The following is a 24,541-nucleotide window of genomic DNA, read 5'->3' as shown; positions in this document are numbered from 1 at the left end:
ACATCCAATCTCCCCCCTTGCGGGGGAGATGTCCGGCAGGACAGAGGGGGGTGGCGTGGAACTCGACCCCTGTCACAATCGCACCGCCTTCCCGCTGCGGACGCTCTCGTCGGCGGCAAGGCAGACGGCGAGCGACTTCACCGCGTCGTCCATGTGGCGGGTCAGATCAATATCCTCGCGGATCGCCTTGAGCAGAAAAGCCTGTTCGCGGTCGCAGAGATCCTGATGGCCGGGCTCGCCTTCCATCGACAGCATCTCATCCGCTTTGGCGAACTTGCCGTCCGCGCCGGTCGCCGCGCTGTGCAGGCGGATGGTCGAGGTCCTGGTGTGGGTGTCGATGTCGTCGGATCTGACGCCCTCCTTCATGACGATCGACACGCAGCCGTTCGGCGAGATCACGTCCTTCACAAAAAAGGCGGTTTCCGAGATCATCGGCCCCCAGCCGGCCTCGTACCAGCCGACCGAGCCGTCGTCGAACAGCACCTGCAGATGCCCGTAATTGTACATTGTTGGCGCAATCTCGTCGCTCAGCCGCAGCCCCATGCCGCGTACCTCGACCGGCCTGGCGTCGGTGATCTGCAGCATCACGTCGAGATAGTGCACGCCGCAATCGACGATCGGCGACGTCGTCTGCATCAATTGCTTGTGCGTCTGCCAGCTATGGCCGAAGGATTGCTGGTTGAGGTTCATGCGGAACACGTACGGGCCGCCGAGCTTGCGCGCCTCGGCGATCAGCCTGATCCAGGACGGGTGATGGCGCAGGATGTAGCCGATCACCAGTTTTTTGCCGTTGGCCTTGGCTGCGGCAACGACGCGTTTGGCATCCGCCACCGTCGTCGCCAGCGGCTTTTCGACAAAGACATGGCAGCCGGCCTCGAACGCCTTCACCGCATAGTCGGCATGGCTGTCGGAATAGGTGGCGATGCAGGCGACATCGGGCCTTTCGTCGCGCAGCGCCTCGTCGAAGGAGCGCCTGATGCCATAGAAGGAAAGCCCGGAAGGCAGCGGCACGTCCGAACGGTTGACCAGTGCGGCGATCTGGAAGTCAGGGTTGGTGTGATAGGCCAGCGCATGGCTGCGGCCCATATTGCCGAGGCCGGCAACGACGACGCGAAGAGGTTTTTCCTTGCTCACTTGACCGCTCCCGAGGTGATGCCGCGGATCAGCTGCCGCGAGAAGATGACGTAGAGGATCAGCACCGGCATGATCGCCAGCGACAGCGCGGCCAGGATCGCGTTCCAGTTGGTGACGAACTGGCCGAGGAACAGCTGCGCGCCGAGCGTCACCGTCTTGGTTTCCTCCGACGGCGCCAGGATCAGCGGAAACCACAGATCGTTCCAGATCGGGATCATGGTGAAGACGGCGACAGTCGCCATCGACGGCCGCACCAACGGCAGCACCAGCCGGAAGAAGATGGTGTATTCGGACAGGCCGTCGATGCGTCCGGCATTCTTCAGATCGTCGGACACCTGCTTCATGAACTCCGACAGGATGAAGACGGCGAGCGGCAGGCCTTGCGCCGTATAGACCAGGATCAGCGCCGTCAGCGTGTTGACCAGTCCGCTCGCCACCATCAATTGCAGGATGGCGACGGTGCCGAGGCGGATCGGGATCATGATGCCGAGGGCGAGGTAAAGCCCCATCAGCGAATTGCCGCGAAAACGGTATTCCGACAGCGCAAAGGCGGCCATCGCGCCGAACAGCAGCACGAAGAACAGCGAGGCGACGGTGACGACAAGGCTGTTCTGGAAATAGTGGATGAAATCGCCCTGGCCGATGACGGTGGTGTAGCCGATCAGGTCGAAGGTTTTCGGGGTCGGCGGCGTCAACGGCGCGCCGAAGATGCCGGCGCGGGATTTAAACGAATTCATGATGACGATGATCACCGGAAACAGCGCGATCACCGTGTAGGTCAACAGCACCGCATGGGCGCCGATGGTGCGGGGCAGGGAGTGGGTCGCCGTGCTCATGTCTGGCTCCCTAAAACTGATAGCGACGCAGGCGCGTCTGGACGAGGAACAGGTAGACGCAGACGCCGCCAAGGATGATCAGGAACATCATCGTGGCGATCGCCGCGCCCATGTTGGGATCGCCGACCTGCAGCTGGAACCCGAAGAAGGCGCGGTAGAGGAAGGTGCCGAGAATATCGGTCGAGTAATTCGGCCCGGCAAGCGCGCCTTGCGCGGTGTAGATCAGGTCGAAGGCGTTGAAATTGCCGACGAAGGTGAGGATCGAGATGATGCCGATCGACGGCAGGATCAGCGGCAGCTTGATCTTCCAGAACTGCGACATGCCGGTGATGCCGTCGCATTCGGCCGCTTCGATCACCTCCTCGGGGATCGACAGCAGCGCGGCATAGATCAGCATCATCGGGATGCCGACGAACTGCCACACCGAGATCAGGCTGAGCGTGGTCAGCGCGTATTGTTCTTTGCCGAGCCACGGCGTGAACAGGCTTTTGAGGCCGACAAGATCCATCAGGTTCGGCGCCACGCCCCACAGCGGCGACAGGATCAGCTTCCAGGCGAAGCCGACGATGACGAAGGACAGGATCGTCGGCACAAAGATCGCGGTGCGGTAGAAGGCGGAGAATCTCAGCCGCGGGCTGGACAGCAGTGCGGCCAAAAGCACGCCGATCGGATTCTGCACGATCATATGGATGATGAAGAACCAGACATTGTTGCGCAGCGCGTTCCAGAAATTGACCGACCAGTTGGGATCGCCGAACAGCTTGCGAAAATTTTCCAGCCCGACGAAGATTTGGGCCTGGTCGATGTTGCGGAACAGCGAAAGCTGCAGCGTGCCGGCCAACGGCAGGATCATGATCGCCGTATAGACCAGCACTGCCGGCGCCAGGAAGACGACGATATGCCAGCGGAACGGTCGTTTCGGTGCTGCGGCCATGCGTTCGGTCCCCGCCGATCAGGTTCTTGCCGCCAAAGGCGCGGCGCCTCCCTCCCCCTCGAGGGGAGGGTGCCTCGCGAAGCGAGGCGGGTGGGGTCGGTCAAGGCAGCGCGCCATCGTTTCGACCGCGCCTCCCGGCAACGACGAAGCCGCGGCCTCCCTTTACCGACCCCCTCTGTCGCCTTCGGCGACATCTCCCCCTCGAGGGGGGAGATAGCGCTCGCTCTTACTTCGCCGGCTTGTACCAGCTGTCGAGGCCGTCCTGCAGCTTCTTGGCGGCAGCTTCCGGCGTGACGGTGCCGTTGATGACGTTGGCCGATTCAACCCACGTCTCGTTCTCGAGATTCGGCGTGCCGCGCGACAGGATCTGATAGGTCGAGCGGATCGTCGACTTGCACTTGTCGCGCCAGGAGACGAATTCCTGGGCCAGCGGGTCTTCCATCTTCACCGGGGTGTTGTTCAGGCTGAAGAAGCCCGGCAGCGCGTTGGCGTAGATGGTGGCGAAATCCGGCGAGGCTACCCAGGTCAGGAAGGTTTTCGCCGCATCCGCATTCTTCGACGCCGCATTGAGGCCCATGCCGATGTCGGTGTGGTCGGAGATGTAGCAGGTGTCGCCGGCCTTCTGCACCGGCGGCGGGAACGCGCCCATCTTGAACTGCGCCTGGGTGTTGAACAGGCCGATCTCCCACGAGCCGGCCGGGTAGATGGCGGCGCGGCCGAGGGTGAACAGGTTCTGGCTGTCCGGATAGGTCTGCGCCTCAAAACCGTCGCCGAGATAGGGCTTCCATTTGGCGAGTTCGGCAAACGGCTCAACCCACTGCGGATCGGTCAGCTTCTGCTCACCCTTGATCAGCGCCAGACGGCCTTCTTCGCCCTTCCAGTAGTTCGGGCCGATGTTCTGGTAGCCCATGGTCGCGGCTTCCCAGAGATCCTTGGTGCCCATCGCCATCGGGATGTAGGTGCCGTCGGCCTTGATCTTGTCGAGAGCGGCATAAAACTCCTCATTGGTCGTCGGCACCTTAATGCCGAGCTGGTCGAAGGCGTCCTTGTTGTAGATGAAGCCGTGGATGACGGAAGCCATCGGCACGCAGAAGCTCGACTTGCCGTCGTCGGTCTGCCAGGCGGCCTTGGCGACGTCGGAAAAATTCTCCATGCCGGGCAGCGTCGAGATATCGGCAAGATTGCCCTTCTTGAACAGTTCCAGCGACTTGTCGAACGGGCGGCAGGTGATCAGGTCGCCGGCCGAGCCGGCGGCGAGCTTGGCGCCCATCGCGGCGTCATATTCGGTCGGCGCCGACGGCGCGAACACCACCTTGATGCCCGGGTTCTTGGCCTCAAAAGCCGGGATCAGCTTGTCCTTCCAGATGGCAAGGTCGTCGCCGCGCCAGCTTTCGATGTTGAGCGTTACGTCCTGGGCATAGGCCATACCGGCCGAGCCGAGAATGCTGGTGCCGAGAAGCAGTGCCGTCAGTAGTTTCGTTGTCATGCTCAGTCTCCCTGTTGACCTTTTTCAGGTTCGGTTTTGAGAACAGAGGCTTTGCGCCCCATGCTCCCCTCGATCGCGGAAAGCGCCGGGCGCAGTTTTTGGCCGGTCCCTTCCAGTAGCTTCTGCGCCGCGTCGGCGCTGGCGGCGCCGGCGGCGAGCAGAATGGCGGTCTTGACGGCGCCGCCGCTGTTCTCGAGCAGGCGCGCCGCATCGTCCCTGTCGCGTCCGCTGATGGCGGCGACGATGCGGGCGGCACGGTCGCGCAGCTTGATGTTGTCGGCCATGAGGTTGACCATGTAGCCGTCATGGACATGGCCAAGGTGGATGGCGGCCAGCGTCGACAGCATGTTGAGCGCGATCTTCTGGGCGGTGCCGGCGCCCATGCGCGTCGAGCCGGCGATCAGCTCCGGCGGTGTTTCGAGCAATATGGCGATGTCGGCCAGCCGAAGCAGCGGCGCATCCTTGTTGTTGGCGATGGCGATGGTCGCCGCGCCCCGGCGCCTGGCGTCCTCGATCGCCCTGACCGCATAGGGCGTCGAGCCGCTGGCCGAGACCGCGATCAGGCAGTCGCCCTCGCCGATGCCGGCATCGGCAACCGCCGCCGAGGCTTCGTCGGTGTCGTCCTCCGGCCCGCCGGCCAGTGTCCTGAAGGCATCGTCACCGCCGGCGATCAGGATGGCGATACGGTCGCGCTGAATGCCGAAGGTGCCCGGCAGCTCCAGCGCATCGGCCAGCGCCATCAGGCCCGAGCTGCCGGCCGCTGCGTAAGCGAGCTTGCCGCCGCTGTTCAGCCGGCTGGCGATGATCTCGGCGGCTTTGGCGATGGCCGGAACGGCGCCGCGCACCGCCTTGGCGGCCTCGATCTGCGCGTTGGCCAAAAAGGAAAGGATGGCGTCCGGAGCCTGGATGTCCAGCCCCTCGGCATTCTGGTGAAGCGCTTCGGTGCGCGTTTCGGCCATCCGCTTTCCCTCCAATCCCCAAAACAATACCAAAAAAATACCACTTGTCCACACGCATTAGCGATTTCCCTGCCTCGGACTGGCCTTTCGTCAAAATGCATAGGTTTTTCAATAAAATACGCCTTAATCTTTTTGAAACGAAAATTAATCCTTGGCTATTGGTATTTTATTGGTATTATCCGCCGGGAGGAGAAATCGTGTGAAATTCGTGCTTGGCATCGATGGCGGCGGCACCAGCTGCAGGGCGGCCCTTGCAACGGTGGACGGGACTGTCGTCGGCCGCGCCAAGAGCGGTGCCGCCAACATCCGCACCGATCTCACCGGCGCCAGGGCCAACATCGTCGAGGCGGCAAGGCAGGCCTTTGTCGCCGCCGGGCAGGATCCCGAACTGATCCCGCAGACCCCGGCCATCCTCGGCCTCGCCGGCGCCAATGTCGGCACCTACAGGCAGCAGCTCGAAGCAATCCTGCCGTTCAGCCAAAACCGTGTCGAGACCGACGCCGAGATCGCGCTGGAAGGCGCGGTCGGCTCCGGTGACGGCGCCATGGCCATCCTCGGCACCGGCACCGCCTATATGGCGCGCAAAAACGGCAAGTCGCGCGCCATCGGCGGCTGGGGATTCCAGGTCGGCGACCAGGGCAGCGGCGCCCGCATCGGCCGCGACCTGCTCGAGCAGACGCTGCTCGCCTATGACGGCATCCGCCAGGGATCGCCGCTGACGCAGGCCATGCTCGCCGTCTTCCGCGACAATCCCGAGGATTTGGTCGAGTTCACCACCAACGCAAAACCCGGCGATTTCGGCGGCTTCGCGCCCAAGGTTTTCGAGCATGCCGAAAAGGGCGACATCGTTGCCAACTGGATCCTCGACAAGGCAATCGCCGATGTCGAGGCAGCACTTGGCGTGCTCGATCTCGGCGACGACGATCCGCTCTGCCTGCTTGGCGGGCTGGCGCCGCTCTATGCGCCGCGCCTGTCGGCGCGCTACCGGGCGCTGCTGAAGCCGCCGCTCGACGATGCGCTGGGCGGCGCCGTGCAGATGGCGGTGCGCGTTTTCTCGAACGCGACGGAGGCGGCGCGATGAGCGAGGCCGCCGACCAGATCTTCGCCACGCTGAAACAGTCGGCGCAAAGCGGCGCGCCGCTCTATCTGCAGCTCAGGAAGAGCATCGAGGACGCGGTCAATCGCGGCCTGATCGGGCCAGGCGACGCGCTGCCGTCCGAGCGCGACATCGCCAGCAAGGCCGACATTTCGCGGGTCACCGTGCGCAAGGCGGTGCAGGATCTGGTCAAGGGCGGCATCCTCGTCCAACGCCACGGCTCCGGCACCTTCGTCGCGCCGCGGATGGAGCGCGTCGAGCAGTCGCTGTCGCGGCTGACGTCCTTCACCGAGGACATGGCGCGGCGCGGCATGGCGGTGCGTTCGGCATGGCTCGACCGCGGCCTCTATGCGCCCTCGCCGGACGAGATGATGGTGCTCGGCCTGTCATCGAACGAACTGGTGGCGCGGGTGGCGCGGCTGCGCATTGCCAACGATACGCCGCTGGCGATCGAGCGCGCGGCACTGTCTGCCAGCGTGCTGCCCGACCCGGCGGCGATCGGTTCGTCGCTCTACGCGGCGCTTGAAACGACCGGCCATCGGCCGGTGCGGGCGGTGCAGCGCATCTCCGCCGCCAATCTCGGCGACGACGACGCGCGCCTGCTCGAAGTGCCGCCTGGCATTGCCGGCCTGCACATCGAGCGTATTTCCTATCTGGCGAGCGGCAAGGTGATCGAATTCACCCGCTCGATCTACAGGGGCGACGCCTATGATTTCGTCGCCGAGCTCCGGCTGAGCGGGCCGGGCGAAGAGGGCCGGCCATGAGCACAGTAAACACCCAAATGGGGATTACCCATATGCGGCGCGAGATCGAGGAGATCCCGGAGGCCACCGCGCGCCTGCTCGACGGCTCGGCAGCGGTGCTGACCGAGGCCGGGCGCGGCATTCGCGAGCGCGATCCAAACTTCGTCGTCACCGTAGCGCGCGGCTCCTCCGATCATGCCGCCACGTTCATGAAGTATGCGGTGGAACTGACCGCCGGCCTTGCCGTCGCGTCGGTCGGCCCGTCGATCGCTTCGATCTATGGCGCCAGGCTCAAGCTGGCCGGCTCGGCCTGCCTGGCGATCTCGCAGTCGGGCAAGAGCCCGGACATCGTCGCCATGGCGCAAGCCGCGAGAGCCGGCGGTTCGCTGACCGTCGCCATCACCAACACCGCCGATTCGCCGCTGGCGCGGGCCTGCGATTATGCCATCGACATCCTGGCCGGCCCGGAGCGCAGCGTCGCGGCGACGAAGACCTTCGTCAATTCAGCCGTCGCCGGCCTCGCCTTGATGGCGCATAGCACCGGTGACGACAAGTTGCTGGCAGCACTTGCCCGTTTGCCGGAACATTTCCGCAAGGCGATCGCCTGCGACTGGATGGCGCTGGCCAGCGCCCTTGAGACGCAGAAGTCGCTGTTCATCCTCGGTCGTGGTCCGTCCGCGGCGATCGCCAACGAGGCGGCGCTGAAATTCAAGGAAACCTGCGCCATGCACGCCGAGGCCTATAGTGCAGCCGAAGTCATGCATGGCCCGCTGGCGCTGGTCGGGCCTGATTTTCCGGTGCTGGCGCTCGCCGCCCGCGATGCTTCCGAGCCGTCGGTCGCAGAGGCCGCCGACAGCCTGGCGGGCAAGGGCGCGGCCGTCTTCGTGACTTCCGACAAGGCGACAAGCGCTCAGCACCTGCCGCATGTCGCCACCGGCCATCCGTTGACCGACCCGCTGGCGCTGATCGTGTCCTTCTATGGCTTCGTCGAGGCCTTTGCCCGCCATCGCGGTCTCGATCCGGACACGCCGCCCAATCTTCGCAAGGTGACGGAAACCATATGAGCGACCGTTTTGCCCTGACTGGCGCCCGGATTTTTGACGGCGACGACTGGCACGACGACGCTGCTCTTGTCGTGCGAGACGGTCTCGTCGAAGCCATCATTTCTGCTCGAGCCGTTCCGTCCGGCGTCGCGCGGATCGAATCCGGCGGCGGCATGCTGGCACCGGGCTTTGTCGACCTGCAGGTCAATGGCGGCGGCGGCATCATGCTCAACGACCATCCCGATGTTGCTTCGATCGAAACCATCTGCCGGGCGCACGCGTCGTTCGGCACGACGGCGCTGCTGCCGACGCTGATCACCGACACGCCTGAGATCACCGCGTCGGCGGTTGCCGCCGGGGCCGAGGCCGCACGGCAAAAGGTGCCGGGCTTTTTGGGCCTGCATCTCGAAGGCCCGCATCTGTCGATCGCCCGCAAGGGCGCGCATGACCCGGCGCTGATCCGGCCGATGCTGGATGGCGACCAGGCGATGCTGATTTCAGCGCGGAAAACCCTGCCGGTGCTGCTGACGACTGTTGCGCCGGAATCGGTGGAGCCGGCGAGGGTTTCGGCGCTGGTCGAGGCCGGCGTCGTCGTCAGCCTCGGCCATTCCGACACCTCCTATGCCAAGGCGCGCGCGTTCGCCGATGCCGGCGCAACAATGGTCACCCATCTGTTCAACGCCATGAGCCAGATCGGCAACCGCGAGCCGGGTCTGGCGGGTGCCGCCATCGATACCGGCACATTGTTTGCCGGCATCATCGCCGACGGCATCCATGTCGATCCCGCCACCATGGCCATCGCGCTGCGCGCCAAGCAGGGCCCGGCAAAAATTTTCCTGGTCACCGACGCCATGGCGACGATCGGCACCGACATGACCTCGTTCACACTGAACGGCCGCGCCGTCTACCGCAGGGACGGCAGCCTGCGGCTTGCCGACGGGACGCTGGCCGGCGCCGATCTCGACATGATCGCCGCCGTCCGCTTCGTCCACCGCGTCGTCGGACTGGACCTGTCGGAGGCGCTGCGCATGGCTTCGCTCTATCCGGCGCAGGCGATCGGCCAATCACACCGGCTCGGGCGGTTCGCCAACGGCACCGCCGCCGATATCGTTGCGCTGTCGGACGAATTGGACGTCAAGGGCGTCTGGATAGAAGGCAAGAGGGTTTTCGAGGTCGGTGTAGCAAAGGGCGCCTAAGGTATCAGCCGTTCGGCCCGCAGCCTGAAGCGGGTTGTTCAAGTGTCCCTCTTGTCCCCAATCACCTGGGCTGGCGCCGGGAGCCGCGACGCGGCCGGTCTCGCCGGTTTCGGCAGCAGGCGGCGCACGGCCGGCGCGGCCGCCACATCGTTCCTGGCGGCGAACAGCTCGTGGTTCTTCTCGATGTCGTCGAGCTTGTAGCGATAATTGACCATCAGGCCATGCGCCTGACGCAAGGCGCGGGGCGACAGATCGCCGAAAAGGTCGATGCGCTCCAGCCGCGCGCCATTGCCGAGATGGAACCGGGCGACCGGATCGATCACCTTGCCGGAGGCGGTGCGGGATTCGAGGAAATACTGTGCCGCAAGAGGAAGCAGCGCCGGGCCGACGCGGTCGCGAGCGGCAGCGTCCGCATGCCAACCCTCGTCGGCGACGAGGTCCAACACTTCGGCGGCCGAGGGGATGGTTTCGGCCTGCTCGGCCAGCCAGCGGGCAAAGCCCGGCACTGGCGACAGGGTGACGAAATCGGTCAGGCCGGGAAGGTCGCGGCGCAGATCCTCGACCACCTGCTTGATCAGAAAATTGCCGAAGGAGATGCCGCGCAAGCCCTCCTGGCAGTTGGAGATGGAATAGAACACCGCCGTCGTAGCCTGCCGTGGCGGCACCGGCGGCCGCTCGTCGGCGAGCAGCTCGGCGATCGTCGTCGGCATCGCCCGGGTGAGCGCGACCTCGACGAAGATCAGCGGCTCGTCGCCGAGCTGCGGATGAAAGAACGCATAGCAGAGCCGGTCGGCGGGCTCGATCCGGCGGCGCAGATCGTCCCAGGTGTGGATGGCATGCACCGCCTCGTAGCGAATGATTTTTTCCAGGATGTTGGCCGGCGTCGACCAGTCGATCCGCCGCAGCACCAGGAAGCCGCGGTTGAACCACGACGACAGCAGGTGGGTGAAGTCGGCATCGACGATGGCGAGATCGGGCGATGTAGGCAGCCGGGCAAGCAGATCCTGGCGCATGCGCACCAGCGTCTCGATGCCGCCGGGCGCCAGGTTCAGACGGCGCAGGAGCTCCTGCCTGGCCGGCTCGGCGGCGTCGTGCAGGGCAAGTGCCGAACGATCGTCGGGCTCGGCCCGGTAGGCATCCACCGCGGCGGCAAGCCTGGCGTGATCGGTGCCGAAACGATCGCGCAGCACATGCAGGAAAGCCAGCCTGCCGTCGGCACCGAGGGTGCGCCAGCGATCGAGTATTTCTCTTGCATAGGCGACGCCCGATGCCTCGCCCTGGCTGGAAAGCAGACGGACGCACAGACGTGCCAGGCTGTCGGCCGAAACCGGCTCGTCACCGCGCACGAGGTTCAGCATCATCCGGCCGCGATCGGCGATGGTGTTCAGCAGGTCAGCGAAGAAAGGGCTGCGGTTCATCGATCCGACCGTCGAAGAGGAGCCTGCGGGAGGGTCCGGAGAGGCATGAGGGTGAGACAGACAATATGGATGGTAGTTTTGGATATGCCAATAAGATCGCCAAAAATGGACAAGGCCATTTTGGCTGGGGATCGCATGTCACGAGCACAAGCGCACGGCGTCGGCCAACGAATTCTGGGGAGAACAGCGCGTGCCGATGACGACGCGCCGGCAGCGTCAGCCGGCCACCTGGTCGGCCGCTGTCCTGATCGCCTCGATGTTCGCCCGATAGGCTTCGACGCTGCTGCCCTTGAAGATAGCCGCACCGGCGACCAGCACGCTGGCGCCGGCGGCGGTGACCAAAGGTGCTGTTTGCGGCGAGATGCCGCCGTCGATCTCGATCCGGATCGGCCGATTGCCGATCAGCGCCTTCACCCGCTTCACCTTGTCGACGACCTCCGGGATGAAGGCCTGGCCGCCAAAACCCGGATTGACGGTCATGATCAGGATCAGATCGAGCCGGTCGAGCACATATTCGATCGCCGTTTCCGGCGTCGCCGGGTTGAGCGACACGCCGGCCTGCTTGCCGAGATCCCTGATCGTCTGCAGCGAACGGTCGAGATGCCGCCCGGCCTCGGCATGCACCGTCATGCCGTCGCAGCCGGCTTCGGCAAACGCCTGCAGATAGGGATCGGCCGGCGCGATCATCAGATGGCAGTCGAAGAAGGTTTTGGTGCGGTTGCGGATCGCCTTGATCACCGGCGGGCCGAAGGTGATGTTGGGCACGAAATGCCCGTCCATGACGTCGAGATGGATCCAGTCGGCGCCGGCCGCCACCACCGCCTCGACCTCGTCGCCGAGCTTCGAAAAATCCGATGCCAGCACAGATGGCGCGATCAGGGTCTTGTGAGCCATGTTCGCTTCCCGTTCTTGAGTCCGCCTTCGCCGTAATCGTCTCAGCGCTGCTTGTCGACAGGAATCCGGTGCCTGCGCAAAAGGAGAGAGGCAGCGTCGGCCACCTCTCTCCCTGTTCAAGCGTCGCGATTTCAGTTCACCGGATGCGGCGGCCTGGCCAATCGTGGCAGCAAGACCTTGCCACTGCCTTGCTTCACTTTTTGCAGATTGGGCTTTTTCGCAGGTTGCTTGGGCATGCAGTGTCCACTGACCAGTTTTTCGGTGACGCGGCAGGCGGTGATGATCAGCGGGTTCTTGACGCATGCCTTGCCGACCAGATGATAGCCGCGCTTGCAGTCGATAACGATCGAGGGCTTGCGCACGCATCTCCCGTCGATGTGCTGTTCGTTGCGCTTGCACCTGTCGGCGATCACCGCATTGCGCACGCATTTCAGCCCCACCCGATGGTAACCGGGCAGGCAGTGGATGCTGACCCCGATGCACTTGCCGTTGACACGCTTTTCGGTGCTGCGGCAGGCAGCCACGAGCGGCTTGTCGACGCATTTGCCGCGGATCGGCCTCTGGCTCGGCAGGCATGTGCGGCCGGCATCGATGACGACCGGCGGAAGTTGCGGTTTGCCGGGATTGGGTGGCGTATCGACCGCCAGACCATCGGCATTCGGATCAAAATTGCGCTTGATGCAGGTAAAATCCTCGCTGCTGTTGTCGACGGTGGCGATCGAACCGTTCTGCTTGATCTCCTGCAGGGTGCACTGGATCGAGCGGGTTCTGACGATGCTGAACTCGTGTGCGGCGCTCGCCTTGAACACACCGCCATCATTGAAGGCGGCCGTCGTGTCGGTGAAGAATGCGCCGTTCGAGCAGCTGATGCGGTAGTGAAACGCACCCGGCGCCTCGCGCTCGACGTCGAACGCCACCTGGCCCTTGCGCGGGCAGAGTTTTTTGAAGCCAGCGCTGTCCGAGACAGTGACCTCGCCCTGCCAGTCCGAATGCGCCGGCGGGTTCTCGGGGTTGTCCTGAGGTGCGTCGGTGAAGCCGCCCCCACCCGCGCCGGTGCAATAGACGGTGATGTCCTTCCAGCCGTCGAATGGTTCGAACGGACCGTTGCCGACGATCTCGGTCTTGTACTGGAAATAGGCGGTGGCGCCGACATCCTCCCATTTCTCATAGGTGGCGAAATAGCCATTCTTGGTCGCGTCGTGTGACGCCCACGCCTGCTGCACCTCGGAGGTGATCGGCCCGTCGTTCTTCTGGCGCCAGATGCGCATCGACACGGGCCCGGCCTGGTTGGCCTGCGCCCGGCTCGTGACCTTCAACGACGGGCAGACCGTACCGGGCGTCGAGCCGGTCTGGTTCGACTGGTAGGTGGTCAGGAACAGCTTGACGTTGTCCACGTCGAATTCGCCGAAATCATTGGCGACGCCCTGAACCGGCGGCTTGATGACGGGGTCGCAGACAATTTGGACGTCGAACGTTCCATGCTCGGCATAGTGCGAGTCGTACAGCGGATGGGGCCAGTTGCCGCCCTGGGCCTCGCTGACCGCATTGTCCATGTCGAGCGCCGTGTCGGTCAGTGCCGAGAAGCTTGCATGGAAGCTGTGCGTGAACGAGTAAGACTTTGTCGGCCCATCGGGCTGGAGGTGCTGATTGCACCGGGCAATGATCTGGTCGCCGTAAGGCACGACGGCGATACCGGTGTCCGACGACAGCGGTATTATGGAGGGATCGAAGGAGAAATTTTCCTGATGATCGTAGTCGCGGCTGACAGGTGACGTGCTCCAGATCGGCGGAAACGCGCCGCACTGGCCCGGTCCACAAACGCCGAGCGCCACGCCGACATCCTGCACATAACCTGGCCACCGTGTGTTGAGCTTCATGTGGCCCCAGAACTGGACGTTGCCGCTCTTAAGCGTGTCCCACTTTTGCTTGTCGCTGGAGCCGACATGGATCGTCGTGTTGGCGCTTTCGGTGTTGAACGACATTGACTTGATGTTCGCCTGCTTGGCGAAGGCCGGTGTGGTGGCGAGCGCGGCTGCGATCAGGGCAGCGGTCGCCGCCGTGTTGCGGAAAGCATGCTTGGCTGAAGACATTTTCTCTCTCCCTGAAATGTTGCTTCACGGAGTTTGTCGCCGACCGCAGCGATTAGGTTCACGCGGCGGCTGAAACGGGTCCGACCAACACCAAAACCCCGCCGGATTGCTCAGGCGAGGTCTTGGTGTTGCTGTCCAAGGTGACGGACTGTTGCGCGCCGGGTCCCCTACTGGAGAGTCCGCGGCCTGCGCCTCGGCTGCTGCAGGATGTTGGGATTCAGCAACAGGTTCGGATTGATCTGCAGCGTCGGCGCCCTGCGGATAGGGTGGCAGTCCGGATACTGTCCGATTGTCCCGACCGGGCAGCGCCGCCTGATGATCGGCTGGCACCGGCCGTTGATCAGCCGTGAACCAGGCGCGCACTCCAGCTGCGCCCGGCGGCATGCGCCTCTGATCACCTCGGTCCCGCGCGGGCAGACACAGGCGCCGCGTTTGTTGTGAACCTGGCCGCGGATGGTGCACAGTTCAACCGTCGGTTGCTTGACGATCGGCAAGCAGGCCCTGCCCCTCAGTTCCGTACGTCTCGGACAGACGCAATCGCCGCTCTTGGTGCGGATCTGGCCAGGCAGCAGCTTGCACAGGCGTGCCGGCGGCTCGTCGGTCGACACGCACCTGCGGTTATCCATCTCGGTTCCGCGCGGGCAGACGCAACGCCCGTCGGAGGTGCGGATCTGGCCCTTGAGCAGCACACAGCGCTCCTTCGGTTTCGGTATGATGACCGTGCCGCCAGCCGACGAGCACTGGCCGTTGCGGAAAGTGGTGCCTTGCGGGCAGACGCAGCGGCCGGCGTCGTTCATGACGAGGCCCTGCGAGCACGCCTTCTTCCCCTCATTATTCTTGATGGTGAAGGGATGGCAGGCATAGGCCTTGCCGCGATCGCCCTGCACATTGGCCGGGTCGCGGGAGAGCATTTTGCCGGCACCTCGCACCGGCGTATCGGGCGACAGCACGCCGACACAGTTCTGGCCGCTGACGGTGCCCTGCAGATTGGCCAGGCGGCCGTCGTCGGGAATGATCACAGTCACTTGGTGAACGTGGCTTTCCCCGGCGCCGAGCGTCAGGTTGGCGATGCAGGATGCCGGCAAGGTCGCCGGTTCCGGCGCACAGCCGAAGGGCGGGTCGATCGAGGTGATCGCAACGCCTTCCAGCCGGCCGAGGCCTTCGACACCGATCGCATCACCAATGCGAACCGGACCGGAGAAGGCGTTTTTCCCATCATTCGCGATGGTGATCTCGAACGAGCAGGGCTGGCCGACCCGGCACTCGGCATCGCCGGTTTTCTCGACACGGATGGTCGAGGCGCCGCCACCCTTGGCGCAGGCCCTGCCGATCGGATGGACGATGTCGTCTCCTGGCGCCGGGCCGTAGGAGCCGCGTGCGCAGTTCTCGAACACGCCATTCGCTGCAAGCGCCACGTCGAAGTGACGGCTGGTTCCGGGCGTCATGACGGCGCCGGGAATCTGGCACGACAACGCATTGGCCGGAACCGGTCCGCACGTCCATTCCGCGCCGTCGGGAGTGACGGTCTGGATCTGGACGGGCGCGCCGCCAGCCACGAGCGTGGCGGCATCGTTGACCCGCAGCGGACCGGTGGGGGCACTGGTGCCGGTGCTGATGACGGTGATGCGGCAGGTGACGGCCGCAGCACCGGCCAGCGCTCCGCTGCACAGTTTGGTGAGGCGCATGGCCGGCTTGCCGCTGTCGGGATGACGGATGCGTTGCCTGGCGCATGCCCTGTTGTTGGTGAGGTCGTTCTCGCCGGGGATGGCTTTCACCTCGGCGCAGTTCTCGACCGTGTTTGGCCGGTAGCCGGCCGGCATCACCGCCTTGACGAAGATCGGCGTCGAGGCGCCCGGCGAGAGCACGATGCCGGCATTGTCGCAACGGAATTGGCCGGGGCCGTTCGGTCCGCATGTCCATGGCGGGATCGGGCCGAAGCTCAACGATGCCGGCACGCCACCCGGATAGGTGTCGGTAACCGTCAGCGGCCCGTCGTAGCGGACGTTGCCGTTGTTGATGATATCGATCACGAAGGTGCAGACACCATCTGCCGTGCAGACCGGGGTGCGGGCACGCTTCTTCAGGATCAAATCGATCTTCTTTTCCACCGGCGGCCGGCAGTCGCGGCCCCGGTCGCCACGCCGGCAGATCGGGATCGAAGCGCAGTCGCGGTCGTTGTCGAGGCAAGGAGGCACGCCGCCGGGCCGCGGAAAATCAGGCGGATAGAAAGGCGGCAGGTAACCGCCGCCCGGTATCTGCTCATTGTAGCCGGCACGGCCTTCGCAGGGATGCCAGACTTCGACGTCGCCGACATGCCCTTCTGCCTCAGGGCCTTCTACCTCGGGGTCTTCGAAATAGCCGTCAAAGTCGACGAACCACGCGCCGAAAGGCGGCACGTTGGCCGGCTTGACCAGCGCCGTCGGCGTGATCTGCACACCGTGCACGGCGAGCGGCCCGCCGCCGGCAAGCCGTTCGGCAAGCGCGGGGTTGTCGCGCAACTTGTCTGCGGTCTTGACCAGCGTCTCGGTGCAGATGCTCGCGTCGAGATTGCCGTCGGCGTCATAGCCATGTTGCAGGTCGAGGCCGCCAGCCGCCTGCCGGTTGTCTTGCGGGAAGCCGACCGCATAGTCCTGCGGCATTTCCACCCAGATTGATTCCGTCGCCGGATCGTCCGGGTTTTCGCGCCCGTAGCGGAAGACCTCACCCGTGCCGGTATCGGCGAACCGGCTGTAGTCGTAGCGGTTTTCCACCGGGCCGCGCTGGGCTAGGTACATAAAGCCGCTGATGTCGAAAGCGATGTCGGTGACGGCGTGGCCGTTGTCGGCCTTGACCGTCAATTCCCAGCGCGGGTCGCCAGCAAAGCTGCCGTCGCGGGCAACGCCCACCGACCAGAGCTCGGCTTTTTCAGCGACGGAATAATAGAGGCGGCCGCCGTGATAGGCGACGGACCAGACGCGACGCTCATCCTGCGTATAACCCCAGCTGTCGGGGTCCTCGCTTTCGAAGGCAGCATCCTCGATGTCCATCACCAAGCCATTGTCGGCAAGCGGGGCCAGCCCGTGCGCCGGGCGTCCGGCAACGCCGTGGTCGAACCTGTCGACCGGCGTGCCGTTGGCGTCGATGCGGTGGATGAGACCGGTGTCGAGGTCGCTGGCGAAGAACTGGCGGCGGATAGTGTCGAAGGTGACGTCGCCGATGCCAGGGCCGCTGTTGGTTTCGAGGTCGGCGAATTTGCTGGCCTGGCCGGTGATGCCGTCGATCTTCCAGATCGTGCCCGGTCCGCCACCGTTCTCGGTGCCGAACTGGCCGTCCATGAAGGTGGCGCCGGCAGCACCGCGACGCTGCAGCTCGGGACGACCGTCCGCATCTTCGTCTGACGTGACGATGCGGACGCCATGCAGCGAGGTGGCGCCGGCATAGAGGTTCGCAATGCCCGAGGGAGCACCGTCGCGTACCCCGTCGTCATAGGTGATGCCGAACACCTGGCCGATCTGCCCGGCCGTCACTTCGAAGGGCGGCGGCGTGAAGACGAGTTGGCCGGAGGCCCGCCCGCCCAGCCTTGAAACGTCAAATACGCGCAAGGTTGCGCGCGTCGTGTCGATAAAGGTCTCGTCGACCGGGTCGACGCTGGGCGGCAGGCCCTCCTCAGGATCACGAATGACGGTACCGGAAAATCCGGTCACCGCCATCGAGCCTGGATAGATGATCTGCGTTTCCTGCGCCTGCACGGCACCGCCAAGCCACAGGATGGTGGCGAGCGCCAACGCCGGAAAGCCGCTGGCTGTTTGCATCGCACGGCGCAAACGGCCAGCACGAGAGCGTACGAACGCGCCGTGGTCGCAAGACATGGAATTCCCCCCGCGGGCGACGGGAGAAACATCCGGTGTTTCCGCGCAAACCAGGGCAAGGCGCGACGTTCCGGCACGTTTTCCCTGATCGAATTTGTCTGCTTTCCTCGAAATCACGATATGCCGGCTCTTACGCATGGTCAACGGAACCAGCGGAACGCCTGGCATAGCGACCCCACCCCGAAAGCGGTGGTCGCGCTGAGACTGGATTTCCAGTCATGGCCTTTCCTTTCCAGGGCCGCACCACGCAGCGCATCTGGGTGTCAGTCGCGAACCGACGCGGAAAGGTTCATGGGCCGGAGAACCCTGGCCGGGCCGAGAAAAGGATGTGTTGGATGCCTTGCGCAGAATGCTTGCGCGCCGCGCAGCCTGTTCTTATATACGCGCCAAGCCGTTCGGCGCCGGAATGCCGGTTGCCGAAGCGGAATTTCTTGTGAACAGGGGCTTTCGTCGGAACGCCTGTACGGGTCCTGAGAGCCTGCTTAGCGGAGAGATTAGAAAAATGGCAAAAGTAATCGGTATCGATCTGGGGACCACCAACTCCTGCGTCGCCATCATGGACGGCAAGGAATCGAAGGTCATCGAGAATGCGGAAGGCGCGCGCACGACCCCATCCATCGTCGCCATCAACAGCGACGGCGAGCGCCTCGTCGGCCAGCCGGCCAAGCGCCAGGCGGTCACCAACCCTGAAAACACCATCTTCGCGGTCAAGCGCCTGATCGGCCGCCGCTATGACGATCCGGTTACGGAAAAGGACAAGAAGCTTGTCCCCTACGAGATCGTCAAGGGCGACAATGGCGACGCCTGGGTCGAGGCCGGCGGCAAGAAGCAGTCGCCCAGCCAGATCTCGGCAATGATCCTGCAGAAGATGAAGGAAACGGCGGAAGCCTATCTCGGCGAGAAGGTCGAGAAGGCGGTGATCACCGTTCCGGCCTATTTCAACGACGCCCAGCGCCAGGCAACCAAGGATGCCGGCAAGATCGCCGGCCTTGAAGTGCTGCGCATCATCAACGAGCCGACCGCGGCCGCACTTGCCTACGGCCTCGACAAGAAGGAAGGCAAGACCATTGCCGTCTATGACCTTGGCGGCGGCACGTTCGACATTTCGGTGCTCGAAATCGGCGACGGCGTCTTCGAGGTGAAGTCGACCAATGGCGACACCTTCCTCGGCGGCGAGGATTTCGACATGCGTCTGGTCGAATATCTGGCGGCCGAGTTCAAGAAGGAACAGGGCATCGACCTGCGCAGCGACAAGCTCGCGCTTCAGCGCCTCAAGGAAGCGGCCGAAAAGGCCAAGATCGAGCTGTCGTCGACGACGCAGACCGAGATCAACCTGCCCTTCATCACCGCCGATGCCACCGGCCCCAAGCACCTGACGCTGAAGCTGACGCGGGCGAAGTTCGAGAGCCTGGTAGAGGATCTCGTCCAGCGCACGATCGAACCCTGCAAGGCGGCGCTCAAGGATGCCGGCCTGAAGGCCGGCGAAATCGACGAGGTCGTCCTGGTCGGCGGCATGACCCGCATGCCCAAGATCCAGGAGATCGTGAAGCAGTTCTTCGGCAAGGAGCCGCACAAGGGCGTCAATCCGGATGAGGTCGTCGCATTGGGCGCCGCCATCCAGGCCGGCGTGCTGCAGGGCGACGTCAAGGACGTGCTGTTGCTTGACGTGACGCCGCTGTCGCTCGGCATCGAGACGCTGGGTGGTGTGTTCACGCGGCTGATCGAGCGCAACACGACGATCCCGACCAAGAAGAGCCAGGTGTTCTCGACTGCCGAGGATTCACAATCGGCCGTGACCATCCGCGTCTTCCAGGGCGAGCGTGAAATGGCCGCCGACAACAAGGCGCTCGGCCAGTTCGACCTGGTCGGCATTCCGCCGGCGCCGCGTGGCGTGCCGCAGATCGAGGTCACTTTCGACATCGACGCCAACGGTATCGTCAACGTCTCGGCCAAGGACAAGGGCACCGGCAAGGAGCACCAGATCCGCATCCAGGCGTCTGGCGGCCTTTCGGACGCCGACATCGAGAAGATGGTGAAGGACGCCGAAGCCAATGCCGAGGCCGACAAGAAGCGGCGCGCGTTGGTCGAGGCCCGCAACCAGGCCGAGGCGCTGGTGCATTCCTCGGAAAAGTCGCTGAAGGAATATGGCGAGAAGGTTTCCGAGGCCGACCGCACGGCGATCGCCGATGCGATCGCGGCGCTGAAGACCGCTGCCGAAGGCGACGACGCGGCCGAGATCGAAGCCAAGACGCAGGCGCTCGCCGAAACCTCGATGAAGCTCGGCCAGGCCATGTACGAGGCTTCGCAGAAGGAAGCCGCGGAAGCTGACGCCAAGGCGGACGCGGCCAAGGACAGCGACGTGGTCGACGCCGACTTCGAGGAAATCAACGAGGACGACGACAAGAAGAAGTCGGCCTAAGCGGCCCGCCGGCAGGTTTAGGCGCATGACCCCGAAATCGGAATCGATTTCCGGAAAGGATCATGCGCAAAAATCAAAGTGCTATAGCGTCCTTTGCGTGTCCAACAGGACGCGCGGCGCTGTAGTAAAGCCCGGCGTAAAGCCGGGCTTTTTTGCCACTCTGGCCGAAAAAGTGCGCGCCTGATCGAAAAAGTGCGGGCAAGCCCGTGTCAACACTGGCATCCCGGCTCCATCGCACCTAAATCGGAACAGCGTGCCGGCGAACGACGCAAAGTGCTTCAAGACGTTGAATATCCGGACTGCGGGAAAAGATGAAAGCTGATTTCTACGAAACGCTGGGCGTGCAAAAGGGGGCCGACGAGAAGGAGCTCAAGAGCGCTTTCCGCAAGCTGGCCATGCAGTTCCACCCCGATCGCAATCCGGGCGATCATGCCTGCGAGCACAAGTTCAAGGAAATCAACGAAGCTTACGAGACGTTGAAGGATCCGCAGAAGCGGGCGGCCTACGACCGTTTCGGCCACGCCGCCTTCGAACAGGGCGGCATGAACGGCGGCGCACACGGCTTCGGCGCCGGCGGTTTCGCCGACATCTTCGAGGATATTTTCGGCGACATGATGGGCGGGCGCCAGCGCCGTTCGTCAGGCGGACGCGAGCGCGGTGCAGACCTGCGCTACAATATGGAAATCACGCTGGAGGAGGCGTTTGCCGGCAAGACGGCGCAGATCCACGTGCCGGCCTCGATCTCCTGCATGGAATGCTCCGGCAGCGGCGCCAAGCCCGGCACTCAGCCCGTCACCTGCTCGATGTGCAACGGCCACGGCAAGGTGCGCGCCACGCAGGGCTTCTTCTCGATCGAGCGCACCTGCCCGCAATGCCAGGGACGTGGCCAGACCATCAAGGAGCCATGCGCGAAATGCGCCGGCCAGGGCCGCGTCACCGAGGAGCGCTCGCTGTCGGTCAACATCCCGGCCGGCATTGAGGACGGCACCCGCATCCGCCTTGCCAATGAGGGCGAGGCCGGCCTGCGCGGCGGCCCGTCGGGCGATCTCTATATTTTCCTGGCGGTCAAGCCGCACGAATTCTTCCAGCGCGACGGCGCCGATCTCTACTGCAAGGTGCCGATCTCAATGACGACGGCTGCCCTTGGCGGTTCCTTCGAGGTGACGACGCTGGACGGCACCCAGACGAAGGTCAAGGTGCCGGAAGGCACCCAGAACGGCCGCCAGTTCCGCCTCAAGGGCAAGGGCATGCCGGTGCTGCGCCAGCACAATGTCGGCGATCTCTACATCCAGACCGCGGTCGAGACGCCGCAGAACCTGTCCCGCCGCCAGCGCGAGCTGCTGGAGGAGTTCGAGCAGCTTTCCTCGAAGGATAATTCGCCGCAGTCGAGCGGCTTTTTCGCCCGCATGAAGGACTTTTTCGAAACCTTCAGCGAGCGCTGATGGCGACTCTCGCCAATCGGGTGTAGAATTCACCCGAGCGGAAGCTCCCCTAGCGTCATCAACACCTTATACCGGCGTCCGCCTTGCCTTGAGGCCCGTAGCTGCTAAGTAGCCACTCGGGGGACCGTTAGGAGAACTTGCATGGCACATGGTCCCGGACTGCGAAAGACGCTGGCAGAGAAGTTCGACGACGAACTGAAGTTCTTCAAGGGCTGGATCGACAAGCCGAAGGCGGTCGGTTCGATCGTGCCGACCAGTTCCATCACGGCCCGCAAGATGGCCTCCGTCATCAACCCGATGTCGGGCCTGCCGGTGCTCGAAGTCGGGCCCGGCACCGGCGTCATCACCCGAGCCATCCTCGCCCACGGCGTAAAGCCTGAAAATCTCTACGCAGTCGAATACTCCCCCGATTTCGTGCGTCATCTGCGCCAGCTCTATCCCGGCGTCAACGTCATCGAGGGCGATGCCTTCAATCTCGATGCGACGCTCGGCGACAAGAGCGGCCTGACCTTCGATTCGGTCATCTCCGGCGTGCCATTGCTCAATTTCCCGGTCGAACAGCGCGTCGCCTACGTCGAAAGCCTTCTCGACCGCATCCCGACAGGCCGCCCGGTCGTGCAGCTGACCTACGGCCCGCTGTCGCCGATCCCGCCCGGCCGCGGCGACTACACGGTCGAGCATTTCCATTTCGTCATCCGCAACATCCCGCCAACGCAGCTGTGGATCTACCGGCGCGGGGCGCATTAGCTTCTCCGCGCAAAGCCCCGTTCGGCGATTAGTGGAAACGCGCGTCACTTACGTCATCCACGGGAGCGTAGCGACGCAGCGCAGACCCGAGAAACCATGCCGGGAATCTGAGCACCGCAGCGGTACAGAATTCTGCTCCGCGGCACTCTGCGGCCAAGGTCGCGGATCCAGGGTCTCCGTGACGGAGCTTCGCTCCTGCTCGGCCCAGGGATGACGAAGTTGGCGTTGATTTGACAGATCCCTGGCTGTACCTGTCCGGGAACAAGGGGGCCGATGGCAGTGATCGCGAAAATTCTCGTCTTCGCCGGTTCGATTCGCTCTGGCGCCTACAGCGGCAGGACCGCCGATGTGGCGCAGAAGGAACTCGCCCTGCAGGGCGCCGAGGTGACCCGCATCTCGCTTGCCGACTATCCGCTGCCGATCCTCGACGAGGATCTGGAAAAGGAGAAAGGCATTCCCGAGAACGCCATCAAGCTTGCCCGGCAAATCGCGGCCCATGACGGGCTGCTGATCGCGACGCCCGAATATAACGGCTCGATCCCGCCGCTGCTCAAGAATACCATCGATTGGGTGAGCCGGGTGCGCACAGATGACGGGCGGTCGTTCAGGCCGTTCACCGGCAAGCCCGCCGGCCTTTGTTCGTCTTCCAAAGGACATTTCGCCGGGGTACGCTGCATCAACCATCTGCGCGCCGTGCTGGTGCGCTGCCAGATGGAGGTGGTGACGCCGGAGTGCTCTGTCCCGGAGGGCGGCAACGCCTTCGACGAGGACGGGAATTTCAGGGACGAGCGACTGCACAGATCGATGGAGCACCTATGCCGCACGCTGATCGAAACCTCGCGCCTGCTGTCGACGCGGATCGAGGCGTGATCCGGGAGCGCGCCAGCACCATGCAAGACAGGCTGATCGTCGGCCTCGACGTGCCGACGCTGAAGGACGCCGAGACGGTGGTGCGCGAGCTCGACGGGGTCGTCTCCTTCTACAAGATCGGCTATCAGCTCGCCTTCGCCGGCGGCCTCGACTTCGCCCGCGAGCTCGCCAGCGGCGGCACCAGGATCTTCCTCGACATGAAGCTGCTCGACATCGACAACACGGTAGCCAAGGGCGTCGAGGCCATTGCCAGGATGGGCATGACCATGCTGACGCTGCACGCCTATCCGAAGACGATGAAGGCAGCGGTCGCGGCCGCCAGGGGCAGCGATCTCTGCCTGCTTGGCGTCACCGTGCTGACCTCGATGGACGAGCAGGACGTGATCGACGCCGGTTATGAGCATGACCCGCATACGCTGGTGCTGAGGCGCTCCGAGCAGGCGCTGCATGCCGGCATGGGCGGCATCGTCTCCTCGGCCGAGGAAGCGGAGGCGGTGCGCCGGATCGTCGGCCCCAACATGGCCGTCGTCACGCCGGGGATACGGCCCAAGGGCAGCGACCATGGCGACCAGAAACGCGTCGTCACGCCGGCGCAGGCGATCCGCAACGGCTCCAGCCATCTCGTCGTCGGCCGGCCGATCGTCAGCGCCGCCGACAGGCGAGCGGTCGCGGAAGCAATTCTTGACGAAATGCGCTCGGCCTAACAATTCGGAGAACAAGCATGCCGAAGGGATACTGGATCGCCCGCGTCGATGTGCGCGATGCGGAAGGCTACAAGGACTATGTCACTGCCGCCAAACCGGCTTTCGATCGTTTCGGCGCGGTTTTCCTGGCACGAGGCGGTGCGCATGAAAAAGCAGAAGGGCCGGGCCGCGACCGCAACGTGATCATCGAGTTTCCGTCATTGGCTGCGGCGCGCGATTGCTATCGCTCGCCCGAATACCAGCGCGCCGTCGCGATCCGGCAGAAGGTGGCCGACGGCGAGATCGTGCTGGTCGAAGGGGTCTAGTTTAGTTCAGCGGCCACTGCCGTGGCGTGCATAGTCATTTGGAACCGTCGCGAACGTGCCCGCGGCGTTCAGATCGAATGCAGGATGTAAAGCTTGCGCGTTTTCTCGTGGATGGTCCATTCGCCCTCCCAGCCAAGCGGCAGGACGAGCAATTCGCCGGGTCCGACATCTTTGGCTGCGCCACCAGGTGAACCGGCCTTGCGAACATTCCCAGACACCGACTTCGATCTTGCCATCCTCCGAAGTCCAAAGCGTGTTGGCTGCTTCCATCTGATCGCCTTCCAGCGAGGTGGGCTTCGGCTGGGGCTCACCGAGGTCGATATGCGCCAGGTGGGCGAAGGTCTTGAAGTCCATCATTGCTAAATCCTCGAAGTGAT

General features: G+C 64.1%; 20 protein-coding genes. 10 read left to right on the top strand and 10 right to left on the bottom strand.

Annotated features, from left to right (window positions below; genetic code table 11):
- Nucleotides 1-72: 72 nt before the first annotated feature.
- The 5 genes from AC0L17_RS00965 to AC0L17_RS00945 form a co-directional block, all read right to left on the bottom strand.
- Nucleotides 73-1,134: a Gfo/Idh/MocA family protein gene (locus AC0L17_RS00965; RefSeq protein WP_473514419.1), complete on the bottom strand. Its 1,062-nt coding sequence runs from the start codon at nucleotides 1,132-1,134 to the stop codon at nucleotides 73-75.
- Nucleotides 1,131-1,970 carry a carbohydrate ABC transporter permease gene (locus tag AC0L17_RS00960; protein WP_023801468.1) on the bottom strand — a complete coding sequence of 280 codons (840 nt, stop codon included), beginning with the start codon at nucleotides 1,968-1,970 and terminating at the stop codon, nucleotides 1,131-1,133. The genes AC0L17_RS00965 and AC0L17_RS00960 overlap by 4 nt, the downstream gene beginning before the upstream one ends.
- 10 nt (nucleotides 1,971-1,980) lie before the next feature.
- Nucleotides 1,981-2,904: a carbohydrate ABC transporter permease gene (locus AC0L17_RS00955; protein ID WP_473514418.1), complete on the bottom strand. Its 924-nt coding sequence runs from the start codon at nucleotides 2,902-2,904 to the stop codon at nucleotides 1,981-1,983.
- 226 nt (nucleotides 2,905-3,130) lie between these two features.
- Nucleotides 3,131-4,390 (bottom strand): ABC transporter substrate-binding protein, encoded by a 1,260-nt coding sequence (locus tag AC0L17_RS00950; protein ID WP_473514417.1) that lies wholly within the window; start codon nucleotides 4,388-4,390, stop codon nucleotides 3,131-3,133.
- A 2-nt stretch (nucleotides 4,391-4,392) separates the two neighbouring features.
- Nucleotides 4,393-5,349 (bottom strand): N-acetylmuramic acid 6-phosphate etherase, encoded by a 957-nt coding sequence (locus tag AC0L17_RS00945; protein WP_473514416.1) that lies wholly within the window; start codon nucleotides 5,347-5,349, stop codon nucleotides 4,393-4,395.
- Nucleotides 5,350-5,548: 199 nt separating this feature from the next.
- Here AC0L17_RS00945 and AC0L17_RS00940 point away from each other — a divergent pair, with 199 nt between their 5' ends.
- Genes AC0L17_RS00940 through nagA form a run of 4 tightly spaced genes read left to right on the top strand, consistent with a single transcriptional unit; the run spans nucleotide 5,549 to nucleotide 9,427 of the window.
- Nucleotides 5,549-6,430 (top strand): glucosamine kinase nucleotide-binding domain-containing protein, encoded by an 882-nt coding sequence (locus AC0L17_RS00940; RefSeq protein ID WP_473514415.1) that lies wholly within the window; start codon nucleotides 5,549-5,551, stop codon nucleotides 6,428-6,430.
- Nucleotides 6,427-7,209 (top strand): GntR family transcriptional regulator, encoded by a 783-nt coding sequence (locus AC0L17_RS00935; RefSeq protein ID WP_128244746.1) that lies wholly within the window; start codon nucleotides 6,427-6,429, stop codon nucleotides 7,207-7,209. Before AC0L17_RS00940 ends, AC0L17_RS00935 begins: the two co-directional genes overlap by 4 nt.
- Nucleotides 7,210-7,241: 32 nt before the next feature.
- A complete protein-coding gene (locus AC0L17_RS00930; protein WP_473514599.1) occupies nucleotides 7,242-8,252 on the top strand; it encodes an SIS domain-containing protein in 1,011 nt (336 codons plus the stop codon).
- Nucleotides 8,249-9,427: an N-acetylglucosamine-6-phosphate deacetylase gene (gene nagA, locus AC0L17_RS00925; protein WP_473514414.1), complete on the top strand. Its 1,179-nt coding sequence runs from the start codon at nucleotides 8,249-8,251 to the stop codon at nucleotides 9,425-9,427. Before AC0L17_RS00930 ends, nagA begins: the two co-directional genes overlap by 4 nt.
- Nucleotides 9,428-9,465: 38 nt before the next feature.
- On the opposite strand, the gene AC0L17_RS00920 is transcribed toward nagA, so the two are convergent.
- The 4 genes from AC0L17_RS00920 to AC0L17_RS00905 form a co-directional block, all read right to left on the bottom strand.
- Entirely contained in the window at nucleotides 9,466-10,845 is a 1,380-nt protein-coding gene (locus AC0L17_RS00920; RefSeq protein WP_473514413.1) for a malonyl-CoA decarboxylase, read from the bottom strand.
- A gap of 216 nt (nucleotides 10,846-11,061) precedes the next feature.
- Entirely contained in the window at nucleotides 11,062-11,739 is a 678-nt protein-coding gene (gene rpe / locus AC0L17_RS00915; RefSeq protein WP_473514412.1) for a ribulose-phosphate 3-epimerase, read from the bottom strand.
- A 131-nt stretch (nucleotides 11,740-11,870) separates the two neighbouring features.
- Nucleotides 11,871-13,829, bottom strand: a complete 1,959-nt coding sequence (locus AC0L17_RS00910; protein ID WP_473514411.1) for an EB domain-containing protein — start codon at nucleotides 13,827-13,829, stop codon at nucleotides 11,871-11,873.
- A gap of 167 nt (nucleotides 13,830-13,996) precedes the next feature.
- Entirely contained in the window at nucleotides 13,997-17,620 is a 3,624-nt protein-coding gene (locus tag AC0L17_RS00905) for a hypothetical protein (protein ID WP_473514410.1), read from the bottom strand.
- 559 nt (nucleotides 17,621-18,179) lie between these two features.
- On the opposite strand from AC0L17_RS00905, the gene dnaK reads away from it, so the two are divergent.
- The 6 genes from dnaK to AC0L17_RS00875 all read left to right on the top strand — a co-directional run bounded on the left by dnaK (nucleotide 18,180) and on the right by AC0L17_RS00875 (nucleotide 24,164).
- Entirely contained in the window at nucleotides 18,180-20,096 is a 1,917-nt protein-coding gene (gene dnaK / locus AC0L17_RS00900; RefSeq protein WP_287072017.1) for a molecular chaperone DnaK, read from the top strand.
- Between the two features lie 311 nt (nucleotides 20,097-20,407).
- Nucleotides 20,408-21,538 (top strand): molecular chaperone DnaJ, encoded by a 1,131-nt coding sequence (dnaJ, locus tag AC0L17_RS00895; protein WP_023801455.1) that lies wholly within the window; start codon nucleotides 20,408-20,410, stop codon nucleotides 21,536-21,538.
- 141 nt (nucleotides 21,539-21,679) lie between these two features.
- On the top strand, nucleotides 21,680-22,285 hold the full coding sequence (gene pmtA / locus AC0L17_RS00890; protein ID WP_287072014.1) for a phospholipid N-methyltransferase PmtA: 606 nt from the start codon (nucleotides 21,680-21,682) through the stop codon (nucleotides 22,283-22,285).
- Nucleotides 22,286-22,558: 273 nt separating this feature from the next.
- Nucleotides 22,559-23,155, top strand: a complete 597-nt coding sequence (locus tag AC0L17_RS00885; protein ID WP_287328641.1) for an NADPH-dependent FMN reductase — start codon at nucleotides 22,559-22,561, stop codon at nucleotides 23,153-23,155.
- Nucleotides 23,156-23,175: 20 nt separating this feature from the next.
- A complete protein-coding gene (pyrF, locus tag AC0L17_RS00880) occupies nucleotides 23,176-23,859 on the top strand; it encodes an orotidine-5'-phosphate decarboxylase (protein WP_473514409.1) in 684 nt (227 codons plus the stop codon).
- Nucleotides 23,860-23,876: 17 nt separating this feature from the next.
- Nucleotides 23,877-24,164 carry a DUF1330 domain-containing protein gene (locus tag AC0L17_RS00875; RefSeq protein ID WP_473514408.1) on the top strand — a complete coding sequence of 96 codons (288 nt, stop codon included), beginning with the start codon at nucleotides 23,877-23,879 and terminating at the stop codon, nucleotides 24,162-24,164.
- A gap of 6 nt (nucleotides 24,165-24,170) precedes the next feature.
- On the opposite strand, the gene AC0L17_RS00870 is transcribed toward AC0L17_RS00875, so the two are convergent.
- Nucleotides 24,171-24,521, bottom strand: a complete 351-nt coding sequence (locus AC0L17_RS00870) for a hypothetical protein (RefSeq protein ID WP_473514407.1) — start codon at nucleotides 24,519-24,521, stop codon at nucleotides 24,171-24,173.
- Nucleotides 24,522-24,541 lie beyond the last annotated feature (20 nt).

This window comes from Mesorhizobium sp. WSM4829, from assembly GCF_055811475.1.
The sequence above is the reverse complement of the archived record's forward strand: the minus strand, read 5'-3'. Positions and strand labels throughout refer to the sequence as shown.